The organism is Myxococcales bacterium (assembly GCA_016716835.1).
GTDB lineage: Bacteria > Myxococcota_A > Polyangia > Haliangiales > Haliangiaceae > JADJUW01.
This window is the reverse complement of the sequence record JADJUW010000001.1, coordinates 1,120,690-1,139,910: the sequence shown is the minus strand read 5'-3', so window position 1 is coordinate 1,139,910 and position 19,221 is coordinate 1,120,690. Positions and strand designations below refer to the sequence as shown.

Annotated in this window: 19 protein-coding genes; all 19 read left to right on the top strand. The window is 64.1% G+C overall.

Features of this window, described 5'->3' with window-relative positions:
• Nucleotides 1–2: 2 nt before the first annotated feature.
• The 19 genes from IPL79_05070 to rbfA all read left to right on the top strand — a co-directional run bounded on the left by IPL79_05070 (nucleotide 3) and on the right by rbfA (nucleotide 19,212).
• Nucleotides 3–1,154 carry an acyl-CoA dehydrogenase gene (locus IPL79_05070; GenBank protein ID MBK9070360.1) on the top strand — a complete coding sequence of 384 codons (1,152 nt, stop codon included), beginning with the start codon at nucleotides 3–5 and terminating at the stop codon, nucleotides 1,152–1,154.
• Nucleotides 1,151–1,585, top strand: a complete 435-nt coding sequence (locus tag IPL79_05065) for a hypothetical protein (protein ID MBK9070359.1) — start codon at nucleotides 1,151–1,153, stop codon at nucleotides 1,583–1,585. The genes IPL79_05070 and IPL79_05065 overlap by 4 nt, the downstream gene beginning before the upstream one ends.
• A gap of 8 nt (nucleotides 1,586–1,593) precedes the next feature.
• Nucleotides 1,594–2,310, top strand: a complete 717-nt coding sequence (locus tag IPL79_05060) for an AgmX/PglI C-terminal domain-containing protein (protein ID MBK9070358.1) — start codon at nucleotides 1,594–1,596, stop codon at nucleotides 2,308–2,310.
• A 24-nt stretch (nucleotides 2,311–2,334) separates the two neighbouring features.
• Entirely contained in the window at nucleotides 2,335–3,489 is a 1,155-nt protein-coding gene (locus IPL79_05055; GenBank protein ID MBK9070357.1) for an acyl-CoA dehydrogenase family protein, read from the top strand.
• Between the two features lie 6 nt (nucleotides 3,490–3,495).
• Nucleotides 3,496–3,939: a cobalamin B12-binding domain-containing protein gene (locus tag IPL79_05050; GenBank protein MBK9070356.1), complete on the top strand. Its 444-nt coding sequence runs from the start codon at nucleotides 3,496–3,498 to the stop codon at nucleotides 3,937–3,939.
• Between the two features lie 10 nt (nucleotides 3,940–3,949).
• The gene (locus tag IPL79_05045) at nucleotides 3,950–5,092 is read left to right on the top strand and encodes a cupin domain-containing protein (GenBank protein MBK9070355.1); all 1,143 of its coding nucleotides are present in this window, start codon (nucleotides 3,950–3,952) and stop codon (nucleotides 5,090–5,092) included.
• An 80-nt stretch (nucleotides 5,093–5,172) separates the two neighbouring features.
• Complete coding sequence (gene meaB, locus IPL79_05040) at nucleotides 5,173–6,087, top strand: methylmalonyl Co-A mutase-associated GTPase MeaB (protein MBK9070354.1); 915 nt, start codon at nucleotides 5,173–5,175, stop codon at nucleotides 6,085–6,087.
• 7 nt (nucleotides 6,088–6,094) lie between these two features.
• Nucleotides 6,095–7,213, top strand: a complete 1,119-nt coding sequence (gene tgt / locus IPL79_05035; protein MBK9070353.1) for a tRNA guanosine(34) transglycosylase Tgt — start codon at nucleotides 6,095–6,097, stop codon at nucleotides 7,211–7,213.
• Between the two features lie 61 nt (nucleotides 7,214–7,274).
• Complete coding sequence (yajC, locus tag IPL79_05030; GenBank protein ID MBK9070352.1) at nucleotides 7,275–7,607, top strand: preprotein translocase subunit YajC; 333 nt, start codon at nucleotides 7,275–7,277, stop codon at nucleotides 7,605–7,607.
• 189 nt (nucleotides 7,608–7,796) lie between these two features.
• On the top strand, nucleotides 7,797–9,698 hold the full coding sequence (gene secD / locus IPL79_05025; protein ID MBK9070351.1) for a protein translocase subunit SecD: 1,902 nt from the start codon (nucleotides 7,797–7,799) through the stop codon (nucleotides 9,696–9,698).
• A gap of 12 nt (nucleotides 9,699–9,710) precedes the next feature.
• On the top strand, nucleotides 9,711–10,982 hold the full coding sequence (gene secF / locus IPL79_05020) for a protein translocase subunit SecF (protein ID MBK9070350.1): 1,272 nt from the start codon (nucleotides 9,711–9,713) through the stop codon (nucleotides 10,980–10,982).
• Between the two features lie 64 nt (nucleotides 10,983–11,046).
• Nucleotides 11,047–12,798, top strand: coding sequence for a single-stranded-DNA-specific exonuclease RecJ (gene recJ / locus IPL79_05015; protein MBK9070349.1), 1,752 nt, complete (start codon nucleotides 11,047–11,049; stop codon nucleotides 12,796–12,798).
• A 74-nt stretch (nucleotides 12,799–12,872) separates the two neighbouring features.
• The gene (locus IPL79_05010) at nucleotides 12,873–13,175 is read left to right on the top strand and encodes a hypothetical protein (protein ID MBK9070348.1); all 303 of its coding nucleotides are present in this window, start codon (nucleotides 12,873–12,875) and stop codon (nucleotides 13,173–13,175) included.
• Between the two features lie 107 nt (nucleotides 13,176–13,282).
• Complete coding sequence (locus tag IPL79_05005) at nucleotides 13,283–13,918, top strand: ribosome maturation factor RimP (GenBank protein MBK9070347.1); 636 nt, start codon at nucleotides 13,283–13,285, stop codon at nucleotides 13,916–13,918.
• A gap of 15 nt (nucleotides 13,919–13,933) precedes the next feature.
• A complete protein-coding gene (gene nusA, locus IPL79_05000) occupies nucleotides 13,934–15,502 on the top strand; it encodes a transcription termination/antitermination protein NusA (GenBank protein MBK9070346.1) in 1,569 nt (522 codons plus the stop codon).
• Nucleotides 15,502–15,861, top strand: coding sequence for a DUF448 domain-containing protein (locus IPL79_04995; GenBank protein ID MBK9070345.1), 360 nt, complete (start codon nucleotides 15,502–15,504; stop codon nucleotides 15,859–15,861). Before nusA ends, IPL79_04995 begins: the two co-directional genes overlap by 1 nt.
• Before the next feature lie 30 nt (nucleotides 15,862–15,891).
• Nucleotides 15,892–16,953, top strand: a complete 1,062-nt coding sequence (locus IPL79_04990) for a translation initiation factor IF-2 N-terminal domain-containing protein (protein MBK9070344.1) — start codon at nucleotides 15,892–15,894, stop codon at nucleotides 16,951–16,953.
• Entirely contained in the window at nucleotides 16,923–18,749 is a 1,827-nt protein-coding gene (gene infB, locus IPL79_04985) for a translation initiation factor IF-2 (GenBank protein MBK9070343.1), read from the top strand. The genes IPL79_04990 and infB overlap by 31 nt, the downstream gene beginning before the upstream one ends.
• A gap of 19 nt (nucleotides 18,750–18,768) precedes the next feature.
• Nucleotides 18,769–19,212 carry a 30S ribosome-binding factor RbfA gene (gene rbfA, locus IPL79_04980; protein ID MBK9070342.1) on the top strand — a complete coding sequence of 148 codons (444 nt, stop codon included), beginning with the start codon at nucleotides 18,769–18,771 and terminating at the stop codon, nucleotides 19,210–19,212.
• Nucleotides 19,213–19,221 lie beyond the last annotated feature (9 nt).

Here is a 19,221-nt window from a genome sequence, read left to right as displayed (position 1 = left end):
CTATGCAGTTTACCCTGACCGAAGATCAAGCCATGGCGCAGGCGACCGCGCGGCAGTTTGCGCGTGCCGAGGTCGCGCCCAAAGCCGCGGAGATCGATCGCAATCATCGCCATCCCAAAGAACTTGTCGCCGCGATGGCGGAACTCGGTTTCATGGGCATGGCGGTGCCCGAAGAATTTGGCGGCGCTGGGCTCGATACACTTAGCTACGCGCTGGCGATGGAGGAAATCTCGGCCGCCTGTGCCTCTACTGGCGTCATCATGAGCGTCAACAACTCGCTGGTGTGTGATCCCATCTTGCGTTTCGGCACGCCGGCGCAAAAGGCGACCTATCTCACGCCGCTGGCGTCGGGAGGGCTGCTCGGCTGCTTTGCGCTCTCTGAACCCGAAGCCGGCAGTGATGCCGCTGCGCAGCGCACCACGGCCGAGCGCGATGGCGATGGTTGGATCATCTCGGGGACCAAAAATTGGATTACCAACGGCCCGGTCGCCGACATCTGCGTGTTGTTTGCGATGAATGACAAGGCGCAGGGCCATAAGGGCATCACCGCCTTTATCTTGCCCATGGACGCCAAAGGCGTGCGATGCGGCCCACCTGATGACAAGCTCGGCATCCGCGGCTCGAAGTCGTCGCAAATTTTTCTCGACGACGTGCGGCTGCCCAACGCAAATCTGCTTGGCGAGGTTGGCGGCGGCTTTAAGGTCGCCATGTCGACGCTCGATGGCGGACGCATCGGCATTGCGGCGCAGGCCCTAGGCATCGCGCGCGCATGCCTCGATGACTCGCTGGGCTATGCGACCACGCGGCGCACGTTTGGCAAGGCGATTGGCCAGCACCAGGCCATCGGCTTTAAGCTAGCCGACATGGGCACCGAACTCGCCGCGGCGCGGCTGCTCACGTGGCGCGCGGCGTGGCTGAAAGACAAAAAGCAGCCGTTTACCAAGGAGGCGGCGATGGCCAAGCTCTACGCCTCCAAGATCGCCAATGATGCCGCGCGCGAGGCGGTGCAAATCTTTGGCGGCAACGGCTTTGTCACCGAGTATCCCGTGGAACGACATTTTCGCGATGCCAAGATCACGGAAATTTACGAGGGCACCAGCGAAATCCAGCGCATCGTCATCGCGGCGCAGCTGGCCAAAGAGGTGACGCCATGAACGGCGTCAAAGCCTTCGTCGTAGGCGCGGTCGCGTCGCTGGCGCTGGCTTGCGGCAAGCCCGCGGCCAAGGCGCCGGTCGGTGAGGTCGCGACAGAGGCTGAACCAACGCCAGCGTCAGCGGACGAACTCATCGCGCCCGAGAAGCTCGAGGCCGTCAACACGCTGCTGGCGCGCAAACGTTTCTCGACCTCGCGCTGCGTGCAAGCGGCGCAAGACGCGGGCGAGCTTAAGCCCTCGCAAAGTGTCAAAATCTCGTTGTCGTTCATGGTCGGCACGGCCGGCAAGGCGCACACATCAAAGGTGATCAGCGGCGCCGGCACGTCGAAGCTGCTCGAGACCTGTCTCATCGAATTTATCGAAGGCTTGCAATTCGAGGCCCTGCCGCGGGATGTCGAGTTCTCACAAACCTATTACTTCGCAGGCGTGTAAGGAACGATATGAACAGGCCTGGCGCAATCGCAGTGATTATTTTTGCTTTTGGCGGCTGCGGCAAGCCGGCGCGCGTCGCCGCACCCGCGCCCGTCGCCGATCGGGGCCCAGCGCAGGCACCCTATGAGGCGTCGCCGTCGGAAGAAGAGTTCGAAGTCATCTCTGGCGTCGGCACATTGTCTTCGGAGCAAGTGCTCGAGACCGTGGAGCCGCACGTCAAATCGATCACCGCGTGTGTCTACGCCCAAGCGTACGAGGCGCCCTGGCTGGGTGGCGACATTGAACTGCAGTGGGAGGTCGCACCTACCGGCGAGGTGACCACGGCGATCTTGCGCAAGAGCACGCTAGGCTCGTGGGCGGCGGAGACATGCATCCTCACCTTGGCGTCGCAGCTGTCATTCCCCAAGCCCAAAGGAGGTCCGGCAACGGTCGCGCTGCCGATGGAAATTCCCGCCGTCAAGCGGCCGCTAACACTTGATCCGTTGCGCGTGCGCGGCGCGCTCATCCTAGGGCTCATCAAGCTGGGAAAAACCTGGGGTGACCAAAGCGACGTGACGGCGACCGCCTACGTTGGCGGTCGTGGGCAGGTCTTGTCGGTTGGGTTTTCCCGCGCGCAACCGATTGATGCCACGTGGGCGGACTGTGCCGCCACGGAAATCGCCGCGTGGGTGATCACCGCCAATCGCGGTTACACCAGCAAAGTAGAATTTACCGCCGCGCCGTGAGCCGGCGCCATGTGAGGAGCCCGTATGCAATTTGAACTTTCGGAAACCCAGCAGCTCGTACAAGCAACGGCCCGTCAATTTGCCCAGCAGAAACTCGCGCCGCGCGCCATCGAGCGCGACATCCACAGCACGTTTCCCGTGGCTGAGTTGGCGCAGGCGGCCGAGCTAGGCCTGCTCGGCGTTGCGGTGCCGGAGGCCTACGGCGGCACCGGCGCGTGTGCCATCGCCTACGCGCTCACCATGCAGGAGCTCGCGGCCGCCGACGCGGCGGTGTCGGTCGCCATTGGCGTCACCAACATGGTCGCCGAGCTCATCGCCGCGGTTGGCACCGAGGCGCAAAAGCAAGCGCACGTCACCAAGATCGTCAGTGGCGGATATTGCGTAGGCGCGTTTGCCTTATCAGAAGCCCACGCGGGCTCAGACCCTGCAAGCATGAAAACCACGGCGGTGCGCCAAGGCGACGCCTGGGTCATCAATGGCACCAAGCAGTGGATTACCAGCGGCGATCGCGCGGGCCTGTTTGTGGTGTGGGCCGTCACCGATCCGGCTGCGGGCGCGCGCGGCATTTCGGCGTTCCTGGTGCGAGGCGGCACGCCGGGGCTTTCGGCCGGCAAGCCCGAAGATAAGATGGGCCTGCATGGCTCGACAACTGTGCCGCTCGCGCTCGACGGCGTGGTCGTGGGTGACGACGCGCTGCTCGGCAAGCTCGGCGACGGCTTCAAGCTCGCCATGATGGCGCTCGATGGCGGGCGCATCGGCATCGCCGCGCAAGCCGTGGGTATCGCGCGCGCAGCGCTGCGTCGCGCGACCGTGTATGCCACCGAGCGTCAGCAATTCGGCGTGCCGATTATTCGCCATGGCGCCATCATTGAAATGCTGGCGGATGCGGCGACCGAGCTTGAGGCGGCGCACTGGATGGTCATGCTCGCCGCCAGCAAAAAGTCGGCGGGGCAGCCGTTCAGCAAGGATGCGGCCATGGCCAAGCTCTTTGCCACCGAAAGCGCGGGCCGCATTTGCGACGTCGCGCTGCAAGTTCACGGCGGCTACGGCTACACGCGCGACTACGAGGTGGAGCGGGCCTGTCGCGACGTGCGCGTCACCCGCATCTATGAAGGCACCAGCGAGATTCAGCGCATCGTGATTGCGCGCCAGCTCTTGGCCGAAGCAAGCGTGGTATAAGGCCCCATGAGCAGCGAAACGCCTGTGACGCCCGGCGCGGCCAATTCTCGCAAGATTCGCATTTTGGTGGCCAAGCCGGGGCTAGACGGCCACGACCGCGGCGCGAAAGTCGTCGCGCGCGCCTTGGCCGACTCGGGCTATGAAGTGGTCTACACCGGGCTGCATCAAACGCCCGAAATGATTGCCGCCACCGCGATGCAAGAAGCCGTCGATGCGGTGGGGCTTTCGATTATGTCGGGTGCGCACATGACGCTTTTCCCCGCGGTGCTCGAAGCCTTACGCGCCAAGGGCCTAGGGGATGTCTGCGTCTTTGGCGGTGGTATCATTCCCAAGGCCGACATTGTGGCGTTGCATGCGCTTGGCATCGCTAAGATTTTTACGCCAGGTGCGAGCACGCAAGAGATCACAACATGGGTCGAGACCGAGCTACGGCCGCGGCTGCCGGCGTAGAGGCCTCCCCATGAGGCAGCCCTGCAATGTTTCGCTGTTGTCGCTAGGCGTGGCGCTCGCGGTCGCCGCATGCGGCGGTCGCGCCGGCACGCCGCGTTCACAAGCGCAGACCGCCGTCGACCCATCGGCCGATCTGCGCCCGAGCGATACCGCCAAAGACGTCGAGGCGCGCAGCGAAGATCAGCTCGTCGCCCTCGAGTTGGCGGTCAATCAATTGCGGCCCATTGTCCATCAATGCTGGGCCGCGGCGGCCGCCGACGACTATCAACTGCGCGGCGAGCTGACGTTGCGGTTACAATGGCCAATTGGCAAACCTGGCTTTCCATTTTCCAAGGTGCCCGAAGTAGATATTGGGGCGGACACCACCAAGGACAAAACGCTTTCCGCTTGCGTCATGGCGGTCGTGCGAGCCTATCCATGGACGGCGACCATGCGCGGCGCGGCGTTTGACCTCCCGTTTGCGTTTGCCGCGCCCTCAGGCCAGTACGCCGTCGACCGCCGCTTTGTCGGAAGCAAACAAGGCGCCGTCATGGGCATCGCGACGCTGCTCGACGCCAAAAATAGTGGGCAGCGCGCCGCAACCATGGTCGAGGTGACCTTGGACGCAAAGGGCGACACGGGGTGGGGCATGGCCGATCGCCACGAGGCCTGGGTCGCGCTTACCCCGGGACAGTTCGTCGTCGGCGGCCACAAAAGGTCGCTTGGCGCAGGCGACGTCGTATTGCTTGCGCCAGGAGAGTTTCGTCGCTTTGTCGCCGACAAGGCCGCGTCGTTTGCCGTCGTGCTGGCGCCCGGCGGCATCGAAGGCACCTTGCGCGCCGGCGCCATGCCGTCGCGGACGTTTGCAAGCGCACCAAAAAAGGAAACGCCCATTCGCCACGTTCGTGTGGGCGACCCCGACCACGCGCCCTTTGACATCGCCGTGCTCCGTTTGCCCGCGGGCAAGAAAATCGAATCCCATGTCAATGCACCCGGCGTGACCGAATTGCTCTATCTGCAACAGGGCACCGGGCAGCTCACCGTCGGCAAGGTGACGCAGGACATCGGCCCATTTCATGTCGTGCAAATTCCCGCGGGCGTGAGCCACGCGTTTGTCGCAACCAGCGAGGTGCAAGCCTTGCAGTGGCTTGTCACGGGGGGCGTCGCCAAGTGAGTGACGTCGCCGCGCCCAGGACCATAGACAGCCTCGTCGCCGATATCCTCGCCGGCAACGTGCGGGTCGCCTCGCGCCTCATGCGCGATATCGACGATCGCCAGCCGCACGTCACGGCGGCGCTCAAGCAGCTCTATCGCGCCAGCAGCGGCGCCTACATCGTTGGCATCACCGGCAATCCTGGCGCGGGCAAGTCCACCGTGGTCGACGCCCTCATTAGTTTTTATCGCGCGCGCGGCGAGCGCGTCGCGGTCATCGCGGTCGATCCAACCTCGCCGTTTACCGGCGGCGCGATCCTCGGCGATCGCATCCGCATGAACCGCCACGCCCTCGACGCGGGCGTGTTTATTCGCAGCCTCGCGACGCGCGGCCACATGGGCGGGTTGTCGCGCGCCACCTTCGACGTCGCGGTCGTGCTCGACGCCATGAAGTACGATCGCATCCTGATCGAAACCGTCGGCGTTGGCCAGGACGAGGTCGACGTCATGCGCGCGGCCCACACCTCGGTGGTGGTCACCGTGCCGGGCCTGGGCGATGACATCCAGGCCATCAAGGCCGGCATTCTGGAAATTGCCGACGTGCTGGCGATCAATAAGGCTGATCGCGAAGGCGCCGAACGCACCGAGCGCGACCTCTTGCACATGCTCGATCTGCGCGCGCCAGGCGAACGCAAGGATGTGGAAATTATCAAGACCATTGCCTCCAAAGGCCTAAGCGAAGGCTCCGGCGTGGCGCAACTCGCCGCCGCGATCGACGCGCATCGCGACTTACAAAACGCCTCGCCCGCGCGCCGCGAGCAACGGGCCGCGCAACACGCCCTGGCCCACGTGCGCGAGCTCATCCGCGCCGGCCTCGCCCAGCGCGTCGAACAGCTCTTTGCCGAGCAAGGCACCATCGCCGAAGCAACCGCACGCCTCGCCGCGCATCGCGACGATCCGTACGGCGTTGCGGAAGCCGCCTTGGCAACGCTCATGCCCCCAGCTAGTGGCGCCTAGGAATGACATGTCGATCGTCACGCCGCTAACCACCCCCGGTTTTTCGTTTGAGCTGCTCGCCACCCACGGCCACGCGCGCGCCGGCATCTTGCACACGCCGCGTGGCAGCATCCCAACGCCCGTGTTTATGCCCGTAGGCACACAAGGCGTCGTCAAGGCCATGACGGCGCGCGAGCTATCGGCCCCGGCGCCAAGCGGCAGCGTCGATGCCAAGATCATTCTCGGCAACACGTATCATTTGTATCTACGACCCGGGCTGGAGATTATGCAGCGCTTTGGCGGCCTGCATCGCTTTGCGGCTTGGGACCGTCCGATTCTCACTGACTCGGGCGGCTTCCAAGTGTTTAGCCTCGCCGGCATTAACAAGATCGACGACGACGGCGTGACCTTTCAAAGCCACATCGACGGTTCGCGCCATCGCCTCACGCCCGAGCGTTCCCTCGAAATTCAAGGCATCCTCGGCTCCGATATCGCGATGGCGTTTGATCAATGTCCCGCCGGCGATGCCGACGCGCGGGTGCACGATCTGGCTATGCGCCGCACCACCGCGTGGGCCGCGCGCTGCCTGCAAGTCGCAAGGCCGGCAGGGCAGGCGCTGTTTGGCATCGTGCAGGGCGGCACCGATGTCGCGCGACGCGTCGCACATCTTGCCGAGCTTGCCGCGATGCCATTTGACGGCTTTGCCATCGGCGGCCTCTCAGTCGGCGAGCCGATCCCCGACATGTACCGCACGCTCGATGGCTTCGCGCATGTCATGCCGGCGAACAAGCCGCGTTACCTCATGGGCGTCGGCACGCCGGCCGATCTCTCGGCCGGGGTCGCCGCCGGCGTCGATATGTTCGATTGCGTGATGCCAACTCGCAACGCGCGCAACGGCTGCCTATTTACCGCCACCGGCAAAGTGCTTATCGCCAACGCGAAATACAAAGATGACACCGGCCCGGTGGAAGAGGGCTGTCCTTGCGAGGGCTGCCAGACCATTTCTCGCGGCTATCTGCGGCATTTGTATCGGGCCAAAGAGCTCACCTACGCGCGCTTTGCCACGCTGCACAACCTCACCTACTACGCGCGCCACATGGCGGGGCTGCGTGCCGGGATCTTGCGTGACGGTGTCCCGGCTACCTAACTGAACTGGCTTCGCGGAAATCCCCTTGCGCCAAGTCCAGGCCGGTGGTACCCCGCCGGCCATGCAAGCAGCTAGCCCACTTCTAATGATGGCCGTCATGTTCGGCATCTTCTACTTCCTCATGATCCGCCCACAGGTTAAGAAGCAAAAAGAGCACCAAGCCATGCTCGCCAAGCTCGGCAAAGGCGAAGAAGTCGTCACCCGCGGCGGCCTCATTGGCAAGATCGTCTCGGTCGAATCCGACGAGGTTATCGTCTTGGAATTCCAAGACAAAGCTAAGGCGCGCCTGCATCGCTCGTACGTCGACGCCAAGTGGGACGGCCTAGGTAAGAAGGCCGAAGCCTCGGGCCGCAAGCCTGCCGACGCCACCGGCTCTGAATCCGCCAGCGCCTAAATTCTTTGCAAGGCCCAAGTAGGCCCGATATTCGTGCCCCATAAGGTAGTCGCGCGGGACCGCTTTCGGTAAGTTCCGCCGCCCATACTGGTGGGTTTGTCTGACTGCGTGGCCGCTATTTCGCGGCGTATTGATTGAGGAATTATGGATCGAAGTCTCAAATTTCGTTCGATAGGTTTGGCGATAATCGTGGCGCTCTGCGGCCTCACGTTGCTGCCGTCCCTGGTTGGCCCCGAGAATCTCCCGAGCTGGGTGCGCGCCATCTTTGACAAGCGCTTCAACCTCGGCAGCGATTTGCGCGGCGGCGTGCAATTTGTTTACTCGATCGATCTCAACGAGGCGGTGCGTGACAAGGCCGCGGAGATCAAGCGCAACCTTGACGAAGCGTTTGCCGAGAGCGAACGCACGGCAGGCAAGGTGGCGCTCACCACCCCGCAAACCCAGATTGGCGTCGTCAATGCGAGGTTTGCCGACGCGGCCCTCAAAGACGAAGTGGTTGCCCGCTTCGCTGCCGCCGAGTATTCCTCGGCCATCGTTGAGACACCTTGCACCATGGCGGCTGAAGGCATGACGCAGGTTTGCTTTCGCGTCTCGGTCGAATTCGCCGAGCGCACGCGCAAGGCGGCGCTAACGCACGCGGTGGAAACCATCCGCGAGCGGATCGACGCCAATGGCCTCGCCGAGCCTAACGTGGTCGCCAAGGGCGACGACATCATCGTCGAGCTACCGGGCCTCGCCAAAGAAAAAGTCGCGAGCGTGCGCGAGACCATCGCGCGCACCGCCAAGCTCGAGTTTCGCATTGTCGACGAAAACGGGCCGTTTCTGCTCAAGCTCTACCAGCATCTCAACATTGTCGACCGCGCCGCAGGCGTGCCGACAGAACCCACCGCGGCCGCCGCAGGCATCAAGGGCTTCTTCTCCGAGCGCTCCGACGCCAACGGCCAGACGGTAAACTCGGTGTCCTTTACCGCCGAAGATCGCAAGGAATCAGTCGCGGTCGAGCAGGCCAGGGAGCAAGAGCTCAAGTGCGAGCGCGATCCGGCGACCAACGCCTATATCATCAAAAATGGCCTCGTCCTGTGCAACATCACCGGCCGCATGGTGATCGAGCGCTATGTCGCCGGCCTCGCCGCCGCTGACCCATCGTTTGCAGTCCCGGACGACCGCACCTTAGGCTTTGAGCTACAGAGCGCGGCCGGCAAAGAAACCTGGCGCACGATCTACATGGAAAGCAACGTCAGGCTCACCGGCTCGTCGGTGTCTGATGCCGCGGCCTCGTTTGATCCGCAAACCAACCAACCCGAGGTTATCGTCCAGTTCAATCGCATGGGCCAGCGGCTCTTTGCCGATACCACGGGCAGCAACGTCGGCCGCCTGATGGCCATCGTGCTTGACGGCCGCGTGCGTTCCGCGCCGCAGATTCAGCAGCGCATCTCGACGCAGGCCTCAATTAGCGTCGGCTCGGGCACCCCAGATGAGCGCATGGCCGAGGCCAACGGCCTGGTCGTCGTGCTCAAGACGGGCTCCCTCGCCGCGCCACTCAAAGAAGAGTCATTCTCAGAGTTCGGCCCAACCCTAGGCAGCGACGCCGTGGAGAAGGCCAAGCTGTCGTTCGGGCTTGGCATCCTGCTCGTGATCGGCATCATGGTCTACTACTACCGCTTCAGCGGCTGGATCTCGATCGTCGTCGTCTTCCTCAACGTCTTCATGATGCTGTCGGCCATGGCCGCCTTTGGCGCCACGCTGACCCTGCCCGGGATAGCCGCCTTGGTGCTCACGATCGGCATGGCGGTCGACGGCAATATTCTGATCTACGAGCGGATTCGCGATGAACTCTTGGAAGGCAAGTCCGTGCGTGGCGCGGTCGATGCCGGCTTCTCGCGCGCCTTCTCCGCCATCCTCGACGGCCAACTCACCAGCGCCGCCGCCGGCTTTGTCCTCTACAGCTTTGGCTCGGGCCCAATTAAGGGGTTCGCGGTCATGTTGCTCGTCGGCATCGCGACGTCACTGTTCACCACCACCTGGGTTTCACGTCTGTTCTTCGACTGGTATCTCGCGAAGAAGAGCAACCCTGCCGAGATTTCGATCTAAGGAGCCATAGCGATGTCTAGCCCAAGCAAATTTAACTTTCGCTATCTGCTGCGACCTGGCACTAACTTTCAATTCGTCAAGCATGCGCGGACGTGGGTGAGCATTTCGCTCCTCGTGATCGCGGCGCTTATCGCGTTGCTTTTTTACAACAAGTCGGCGCGGGGTCAGTATCTCAACTGGACCATCGATTTTTCCGGTGGCACCGAGATGGTCTATGCCTTTAAAGACAAGGCCAATCCAGGCGCCTATTTTTCGCCAGACCTAGGCGAGGTGCGCAGCGCGATTAAGACCGTCGACAGCTCATTTGATATCACCGACATGACGTGGACCGAGCAGACGCCGCAAGGCGACGTCAAGGTCAAGGGCGTCGTCGTGCGGACACCACGCTTTGGCGCGGTTGCGCCGGAGACGCAGGCGCAGGCCATCGCCGCCATCGGCACCGCCCTCGCGTCGTCGCAGATCACGCGCAGCTCATGGTCCGGCGATAGGTTGTTTGTCTACTCCAAGGCGCCAATCGAGGAAGCGGCCGCTGGGGCCGCGCTCGCGAGCGTGAAACTCGAGATGAAGCCGTGGGGTGGTGAGGTCAAGGAATTCCACAAGCTCGACGACGTAACCGGCGAATACAAGGCAGCCTTGGCGGTGCAGGGCATCGCGCGCCAGTACGAGCTAGCCATCGAGCAGGCCATGGGCAACGTCGATGTCCAGGTGATGCAGTCCTACGGGGTCGGTGCCAAGGCTGGCGACAAGCTGCGCGATGATGCCATCAAGTCGCTATTCTACGCGTTCTTGCTCATCACGCTCTACCTGGCGTTTCGCTTCGATATCCGCTACGCGCCGGGCGCCATCTTCGCCACGCTGCACGACGCCGTCATGGTGATCGGGGTCTTTGCGCTAACCTGGACCGAGGTGTCGCTCACCAGCGTCGCCGCGCTGCTCACCGTCATCGGTTACTCAACCAACGATACGGTTGTCATCTTCGACCGCATTCGCGAGAACATCGACAAGCATCCCGACAAAAAACTCGAGCGCATCATCGACCTCTCAATCAACGAAACGCTGTCGCGCACCATCCTGACGTCGGTGACGCTGTTTACGGTTACGCTCGTGCTCAATATCGTCGGCGACGGCTTGGTGCGCAACTTTGCCTTCGCCATGAACATTGGCGTTATCTCGGGCACGTATTCGACCATCTTTATGGCGACGCCACTGTTCCTGTGGATCTCCAAGCGCTTCTACGGCGGCGCGTCGGCCAAATCGACTGGCCGCACGCTCGCCGAAGCCTAAAGACCGCGCGGAGCCGATCTCCAACGGCACGCGCTGCGTCAGGGTGGCGTGCTAGCAAGCAGGCGTGTTCACTGCGCCGTCTGTCGATCCAAACGCCGTGGCCAAGGTGCGCGATACGTTGCGCGTCACCGCCGCGACCGCCAAGATCTTGGTCGCCCGTGGCCTTGATGACGATGCCACGCTCGCGGCCTTCATGTCGCCGCGGCTAGGCCAGCTGCGCCGTCCCGAGGGCCTGCCGGATTTTGAGCGCGCCGTGTCGCGGCTGCGCCAGGCCGTCCTTGCGCAAGAGCGCGTCGGCGTGTTTGGCGACTACGATGTCGATGGCGTAACCTCGAGCGCGTTGGTCGCCGGGTTTTTGCGCCAACTCGACGCCGACGTCATCGTCGACGTCGCGGCGCGCGATATGGGCTATGGCCTAAGCGTGGCCGCAATGCAGGCGCTGCTTGATGCCGGTTGCAAGGTCGTGGTCGCCACCGATTGCGGCACCAGCGATCATGAGGCGCTGCAGCTCGCCGCCGCCGCTGGGGTCGACGTCATTATTATCGATCACCATACGGTGCCACCTGCCGACGAGGCGCATCCAAGTTATGCCTTGGTCAACCCGCGGCGCCTCGACTCAACCTTTCCGTTTACCGGCCTCGCGTCGGTTGGTCTGGCGTTCTACGTGATGGCGGCACTGCGCACTGCCTTGCGCGACGAGTCTGCCTTTGCAGGGCGATCATTGCCCGATGTCCGCGAGTGGCTCGACCTCGTCGCCATCGGCACCATCGCCGATTTGGTGCCAATGGTCGGCGAGAACCGCGTGCTGACCTCGCTTGGCCTGGCAACGCTGGCGCGGGGCCAGCGCCCTGGACTGGCGGTGCTCATGCAGGCGGCAGGCCTAACGCCAGGTGGCGCGGTGACCTCGAAGCAAGTCGCGTTCAAGTTGGCGCCGCGCATCAACGCGCCAGGCCGTATTGGCTCGGCGAGAGCGTCACTCGAGTTAATGCTCGCAACCGACCTTGTGGCCGCGACCGCGCTCGCCGGTGAACTCGAAGCGGCGAATGTCTTGCGGCGAAGCTGGCAAGACGCGGTGGAAGGGCAGGCCAAAACTCACGCGGCGGCATACGCAGAGGCGGCCTCGCTCGTCGTCGCCGGCAGCGGGTGGCAGCACGGCGTGGTCGGCATCGTCGCCGCGAAGCTGGTCGATGCCTACGGCAAACCGGCGTTTGTGATCGCGATCGATGAAGCGGGTGTTGGGCGTGGGTCGGCGCGTTCGGCCGGCGGCGTTGACGTCTATGAGGCGCTGGTGGCCGCCGCGCCGTGGCTGACGCGCTTTGGCGGTCATCGCGCCGCGGCCGGTTTTACGGTTGAGCCGCAACATATTGATCAGGTACGCGCCGCCATTGAAACCTACGTCGCGTCTGCGCCACGCAGCCACGTCCGCATGGCCTGTGATGCCGAGGTCTCGCTGCGCGACATCGACGAGCGGCTCGTCGGCGAGCTCGAGGCCTTAGCGCCGTTTGGACCGGAGCATCCAGAGATTCGCCTCGTGTTGCGGACTGCAACCGTCAAGGGGGCCCGCCGTGTTGGGGATGGCAGCCATCTCAAGCTCGAGCTTGCTGATGCCTCGGGCGCCATTCGAACCGCGATTGCGTTTGGCCAGGGCGCTCAGGCTCCTGAGGTCGGTGCCCTCGTCGACCTCATTGCCACGCCGGTGCGAAATGTTTGGCAAGGTCGCGTACGGGTTGAGCTCGAGGTCACCGCGATCGCGCCCTCGTTGGCGGTCCTGGCTGAAATAGGGTCACCGCTTGCCCAAGCCGCGTTGATCGGTTAAGCAGCCTCATGCCACGCCGCCGCGCTCGACCGGCTATCGACCAGCCTCGTCGCCCCTGGTGGCAGGGGCCGGCCATGTTTCGCGTCCTCATGACGGCCATGCTGTTGTTCGTCGTCATCCGTTTTCGCCAGCCCTGCGCCGACGCAGTTGGCCAATTTGTCGCAGGGTACGACGAACAGCAGCAGCCGACGCCGCCGGAGACCCAAGCCGGTCAGGTGACGCCCCAGCCTGGGGGGCAGGGGTTCATCGAGATCACCCCTGATATGTCAGACAAAGATATTGAGAAAGCATTTCAAGAGCTTAAGGCGCAAGCGGCGCAGCGCAAGGCAGCGAGTCCAGCTGCGCCGGCCACGGTTACCCCGCCAGCAACCCCATGAAAGGCTTGCTCTTGGCTGCCGGCGGTGGTAGCTAACCGGCGTTGTCACTCGCAAGGGTGGGCCTGAACAGCCCGCCCTTTTATTTTAGCAAAATCGCGCACCGCATCATGTCTGTCGAATCCATCGCCGCCAAAACGCTCGCCCTTGCGGGCCCAGCCTGTGCCGCCGCTGGCTATGAATTGGTCGACACCCGCTTCACCATGGATATGGGTGGCTGGGTTTTGCGGTTGTATATCGATCGTTTGATCGAAGGGCCCTTGCCCGATTTATACGAGCCGGGCTCGGCCACGGTAGACCTTGCGGCGTGCGAACGCATCAGCAAGGAAGTATCCGCGCTGCTCGACGTCGCGGATTTTATCCCGCAGGCGTACAGCCTCGAAGTGTCTTCGCCCGGCATCGATCGGCCGCTGCGTACGGCCGCGCATTTCCGGCGCGTGATTGGCCACGAGGCCAAGATTTCATTGCACGAGCCCATCGACGGTCGCAAGAACTTTCGCGGGCTCGTTACCGGGGTCACCACCCTGCCTATGGGCGGCGACGCCGTCGCAATCAACTGCGATGGCACCGCGTTCACGTTGGTCATTGCCGACATCGACCACGCCAAGTTCATGCCCGATTGGGACATCGTCATGCGCCCGGGGCAGCGTGCCCAGGGCAAAGCCAACCACCAGCAAAAACCAGCAAAAGCCAAACCGTCACACCAACAAGCAAGCGCCGAATCCGTTGAATCGGCGCGGAAATAACAGAAGAGGCGACAAATGGAAAACCTCAGCGCAATCCTCGATGCCGTAGGCAAAGAAAAGAAAATCGACAAGGCCGTGCTCGTGGAGGCCCTCGAACAGGCCATCCTCACCGCGGCCAAGCGAACGTTTGGCATGGCTCGCGAGATGGAAGCCAAGTTCAACCTCGAGACGGGCGCCGTCGACTTATCGCTCATCATTGCCGTCGTCGAAGACGACGAAATCCTCGGGCGCGAAATCACCGTCGAGCAAGCCGCCACGGCGGGCCTCGCCGCCGAACTCGGCGACGAGCTGGTGTTTCGCATCTATTACCGCGCCGAGGACTCGGCGCTGGGCGCCAAGCAAGACGCCGATTTCGGCGATGTCATCGATCTCAAGCAGGCCCACAAGCAGTTCGGCCGCATCGCCGCGCAGACCGCCAAGCAGGTGATCATGCAGCGCGTGCGCGATGCCGAGCGCGACAACGTTTTTGCCGAATTCAAAGACCGCAAAGGCGAGATTGTTATTGGCACGGTGCGGCGCTTCGAGCGCGGCGCCATCGTCGTCGAGCTAGGCCTTGCCGAGGGCATCATGCCGGTTCGCGAGCAGGTGCCGCGCGAGTCCTATCGCGTCGGCGACAACGTCCGCTGCCTGTTGGTTGACATCGACCGCACCGCCCGCGGCCCGCAGCTCATCGTCTCACGCGCCCACAAGGGCTTCCTCGAGAAGCTCTTCGAGCAACAAGTGCCAGAAATCGTCGAGAAGATCGTGCGCATCGAATCGAGCGCGCGTGAGCCGGGTGCGCGATCCAAGATCGCCGTGTCGTCGCGCGATGGCGACGTCGACCCCGTCGGCGCCTGCGTCGGCATGAAGGGCGCGCGCGTTCAGGCCGTCGTGCAGGAAATGCGCGGCGAAAAAATCGATATCGTGCCGTACGATCCAGATCCTGCGCGCTTCGTGTGCAACGCGATCGCGCCCGCCGAAGTCTCGCGCGTTATTATCGATGCCGAAGGCCATCGCATGGAGCTGGTCGTGCCCGACGAGAAGCTATCGCTCGCGATTGGCCGCAAGGGTCAAAACGTGCGGCTGGCGTCGCAACTAACCGGTTGGCGCATCGACATCCACTCCGAATCCAAGATCCAAGACCTCGAGCGCCGTGCGCGCGAGCAAATCGCGGCAATTCCAGGCATGACGCTCGACGTCGCCGACGAGCTATTTCGTCTCGGCTGGCGCTCGGTGGGCGATGTCGCGGTGGCCGTGCCCGAGGAGCTGGCGCAGGTGCATGGCATCGGCGGCGTCGCCGGCGCGCATCGCATTATCGAGGCCGCGCAAAACGTGTTCGAGGCTTCCAAGGTGCAATCCGACGACAACGTCAAAGAGGCCGAGCGTCGGTCGCAAATGTCAGGGCCGCAGCAGCTGCTCGAGATTCCCGGCGTCGACGAAGAGGTGCTTGGCATCCTCGCCGAGGCCAACGTGCGCTCGCCGCAAGATTTGGTCGCCAAGCCCATCGACGAGATGGCGGCGGCCACCGGCATCGACATGGGCGATCTCGCCAAGCTGCGGCAGCGCGCGGTCAACTGGATCTCAGAAACCGGAGAGCAGGCCTAGTGCACCAGCCGCGCCGCACCTGCATCGTTTGTCGCCAAACCAGCGACAAGACGGCCTTGCTGCGTGTTGCGCGGGCGCGCGCCGCCGCCGCCGAAATCCGGCCGTACGCTGGGTTTGCCGTTGGGCGCCTTGCCCCTGGGCGCGGCGCGTACGTTCATGGCAGCGCGGCGTGCGTCGACCGGCTCGATGCGCGGCACCTGATCGCCGCGTCCACCAGCAGCCGCCAGAGTGCCGGGCGCGCCAGCGTCGCCCAGCAGTTGGGCGGCAGCACGCTCATCGAGCTGCGCACGGCCTTGAAGGCCCTGGCTCATCAATCTTTATCGTCACCCCTGCAGTCTGGGAGTACCGCCACCAACTAACCGTGGTGGAAAGGTCCCAAGGAGAAGAATATGCGCGTTTACGAAATTGCCCGCGAAATCGGAATTCCGAACAAGGAGCTCCTGGTCAAGCTTAAGACGCTTGGGCTTGAAGTAAACAATCACATGTCGTCGCTCGGTGATGACGATGTTGCCAAGGTGCGCCAGTCATTTGGCAAATCCGGAGCGCCCGCGAGCGCTGCGCCATCCAAGCAGGCGACTGCCGCCGCGGCCGCGCCCGCCGCGCCGTCCGCGCCGCCACAGGTGCGTCGTCGTATGACCAAGGCCGACGACTTGGTCGCCGCGCCGCCTGCCGCGCCCGCCATCGCCGCAGATTCCCCGCCGCCGGTGATCCGCCGCCGCGTTGCCGCCGATGCGCCCGCTCCTGAAGCGCAAGAATTTGCGGCAGCGATGCCGCCATCGCCCGTTGCGTCGCCTGCGGCTGCCGTGGTCACGCGCAGCGCGGCCGTTGTCGTCGAACAACCGAGTGAGCCGGCCCGCATGCCGCCGAGCGCGGCGCCGATCCTTCCCGCGCCGGTTGCGGCTGCGCCGACCGTGACAACGCGCTCGCGCGTCGTTGTCGAGGGACCCGCCTCCGTGCGCATCGCGGGCGCTGCGGCCGCCGTGCCGCAACGCCAGGTAAGCGCCATCGGCAGCGCGCCGACCGCGCAGTCGCCTTCGGTCACGGTGCGCACGCCGTCGGCAATGCCACCCCCCGTCGCCCCACCGCCCGCAGGCACCGAGGTGTTTGGCAATGCGCGCGATCGCTTTGAAGCCGAATTGGCCCGCGCCCGCGCCCGCGTCGCCGAACGCGAAGCGGAAGAGCGCGATCGCCTGACCATGGAGGCGGCGCCTCCACCGGTGGCGGCCGCACCGGTCGACCCGAATCGCGATCCGAGCCGACCCGCGGTCGGCACGATTATCAATCTGCCGCCTCGCATTCGCATCACCGAGCGCCCGATCCCCCGCCAAACCACCGGCGGCGCCCCTGGCCTGGCGGCTTGCAGATGCGCGGCCGGTTTACCTCGCAGCCGCCGCTGCGCCCAGGGCAACGCCCGGGCCAAATGGGCGCGCGTCGCCTCGCGCTGCCGATGAAAAAAGGCAAACAGACGCAGGTTACGACGCCTGCCGATCACAAGCGCGTCATTCGCATCGAAGACACCACCAGGGTGTCGGATTTGGCGCGCAACATGGGCATTAAGGCCCCTGACGTGCTTAAGAAGCTGTGGTCGATGGGCATGGTCGGCGTCAACATTAACGCGTCGATCGACCTCGATACCGCGCAGCTGCTTGCCGGCGAATTTGGCTACGAAGTGCAGAACATGGCCTTCCAAGAGGCCGATGCGTTCACCACCAAACATAAGAGCGAAGGCGAATCGTTGCCGCGCTCCCCGGTCGTTACCGTCATGGGTCACGTCGATCACGGCAAGACCTCGCTGCTCGATACCATCCGCAAGGCGCGCGTCGCCGCGGGCGAGGCGGGCGGCATTACGCAACACGTGGCGGCCTACAAGGTCGCGGTGCCAGGGCACGGCGACGTCGTGTTTCTCGATACCCCAGGCCACGAGGCGTTTACCGAAATGCGTGCACGCGGTGCGCAGGCCACCGACATCGTCGTGCTGGTCGTTGCGGCCAACGACGGCGTCATGCCTCAAACCGTTGAGGCGCTCAGCCATGCCAAAGACGCCAAGGTTGCGATCATCGTCGCGGTCAACAAGTGCGATCTGCCTGATGCGCAGCCCGAGCGCGTGCGCCAGCAGCTCGCCGATCACGGTCTCATTCCTGAAGAGTGGGGCGGCGATACGATTTATGTCAACGTCTCGGCGCAACAGGGCACGGGCGTCGACAAGCTGCTCGAATCCATCGCGGTGACCGCCGAGATGAAGGAGCTGCGCGCCAATCCCGACACCGTCGCGTCGGGCCTCATCATCGAGGCGCGCCTCGATCGCAGCCGCGGCCCGATGGCCACCGTGCTGATCCAGGAGGGCACCCTGCGCATGGGCGACATCGTGGTTGCCGGCCAAACCTACGGCAAGGTCCGCGCCATGCTCGACGATCGCGGCAACAGCGTGCTCGAGGTTGGCCCTTCGACCCCGGTCGAACTGCTTGGCCTTGATGGCGTGCCCGATGCCGGCGATTCCGTCAACGTCGCCGAAGACGATCGCGTCGCCAAGACCGTGGTCGAGCATCGCCGCCAGCAATGGCGCAAGAAGGAACTCTCGGCCAAGACCCGCGTCTCGCTCGAGAACATGATGGAACGCATCTCGGACGACGGCGCCAAAGAGGTCAAGATTGTCCTCAAGGCCGACGTCCAAGGGTCAGCCGAGGCGCTCAAGGCCGCGTTGGTCAAGCTCAGCACCGACAAGGTGAAGGTCAACGTGATCGCGGCTGGCGTCGGCGGCATCACCGAATCCGACATTCGCCTCGCCAAGGCTGGCGGCGCGATTGTTGTCGGCTTCCACGTGCGTCCCGCGGGCAAGAGCTCGACGCTCGCGGAGCACGAAGACGTTGAGATTCGCCTCTACGACATTATCTACAACGCGCTTGACGACGTTAAGTTGGCGATGGCGGGCCTCTTGGCGCCAATTCGCCGCGAGGTGGCCATGGGGACCGCCGCGGTGCGCGACACCTTCACGATTCCAAAGGTCGGGATGGTCGCGGGCTGTATGATGACCAGCGGCAAGATCACCCGCAAGGCGCTGCTGCGCGTCGTGCGCGACGCCGTCCAGATTTACGAGGGCCGCGTTGGCAGCTTGCGTCGCTTCAAGGACGACGTCAGCGAAGTCCAAAACGGCTACGAGTGCGGCATCATGGTCGCGGGCTACAACGACCTCAAGGTGGGCGACGTCATCGAAGCCTACGAAGTGGTCGAAGAAGCCGCGAAGCTGTAATGCAGGAGGAGCGAGCGTCGTGAGCCGAAAGCTGCGCCTGGCCCAGTCGCTGCGGCGCCTCGTCTCCGAGGCGCTCCAGCGCGACGTCCGCGATGCGCGCCTTGAGGGCGCGATGGTTTCGGTCGCGTCGGTCGAGCTCAACGCCGACATGAGCGTCGCCACCGTGTGGGTGTCGATGCTGGGGGAGGGCGGCAAGCCCGATCAGGTGATGGCCGCGCTGGCCTCGGCCGCGCCATTTATGCGGCGCATCGTCGGGCAAAATTTGCAGATCCGGCAGGCGCCCGAGCTGCGTTTTTTGCTCGACACCTCGCCAGAATTTTCGGTGCGCCTGCGCGGCATCTTGTTAGACGATGAACGCAAGGCCCGCGAGGCTGGCCGCGAGCCCGGCGCGACTGCCGCGCCTGCCGAAGCCGCCACGCCAGCCGCTGAGCCCGGAGCTGACGCCACCAAGCCACCAGCTTGATTAGCTGCG

Bases quoted from the DNA above. Each gene is read 5' to 3' on its own strand.
- IPL79_05070 (MBK9070360.1), top strand. From the start codon at position 3: ATGCAGTTTACCCTGACCGAAGATCAAGCCATGGCGCAGGCGACCGCG.
- IPL79_05065 (MBK9070359.1), top strand. From the start codon at position 1,151: ATGAACGGCGTCAAAGCCTTCGTCGTAGGCGCGGTCGCGTCGCTGGCG.
- IPL79_05060 (MBK9070358.1), top strand. From the start codon at position 1,594: ATGAACAGGCCTGGCGCAATCGCAGTGATTATTTTTGCTTTTGGCGGC.
- IPL79_05055 (MBK9070357.1), top strand. From the start codon at position 2,335: ATGCAATTTGAACTTTCGGAAACCCAGCAGCTCGTACAAGCAACGGCC.
- IPL79_05050 (MBK9070356.1), top strand. From the start codon at position 3,496: ATGAGCAGCGAAACGCCTGTGACGCCCGGCGCGGCCAATTCTCGCAAG.
- IPL79_05045 (MBK9070355.1), top strand. From the start codon at position 3,950: ATGAGGCAGCCCTGCAATGTTTCGCTGTTGTCGCTAGGCGTGGCGCTC.
- meaB (MBK9070354.1), top strand. From the start codon at position 5,173: ATGCGCGATATCGACGATCGCCAGCCGCACGTCACGGCGGCGCTCAAG.
- tgt (MBK9070353.1), top strand. From the start codon at position 6,095: ATGTCGATCGTCACGCCGCTAACCACCCCCGGTTTTTCGTTTGAGCTG.
- yajC (MBK9070352.1), top strand. From the start codon at position 7,275: ATGCAAGCAGCTAGCCCACTTCTAATGATGGCCGTCATGTTCGGCATC.
- secF (MBK9070350.1), top strand. From the start codon at position 9,711: ATGTCTAGCCCAAGCAAATTTAACTTTCGCTATCTGCTGCGACCTGGC.
- IPL79_05010 (MBK9070348.1), top strand. From the start codon at position 12,873: ATGTTTCGCGTCCTCATGACGGCCATGCTGTTGTTCGTCGTCATCCGT.
- IPL79_05005 (MBK9070347.1), top strand. From the start codon at position 13,283: ATGTCTGTCGAATCCATCGCCGCCAAAACGCTCGCCCTTGCGGGCCCA.
- nusA (MBK9070346.1), top strand. From the start codon at position 13,934: ATGGAAAACCTCAGCGCAATCCTCGATGCCGTAGGCAAAGAAAAGAAA.
- IPL79_04990 (MBK9070344.1), top strand. From the start codon at position 15,892: ATGCGCGTTTACGAAATTGCCCGCGAAATCGGAATTCCGAACAAGGAG.
- infB (MBK9070343.1), top strand. From the start codon at position 16,923: ATGGGCGCGCGTCGCCTCGCGCTGCCGATGAAAAAAGGCAAACAGACG.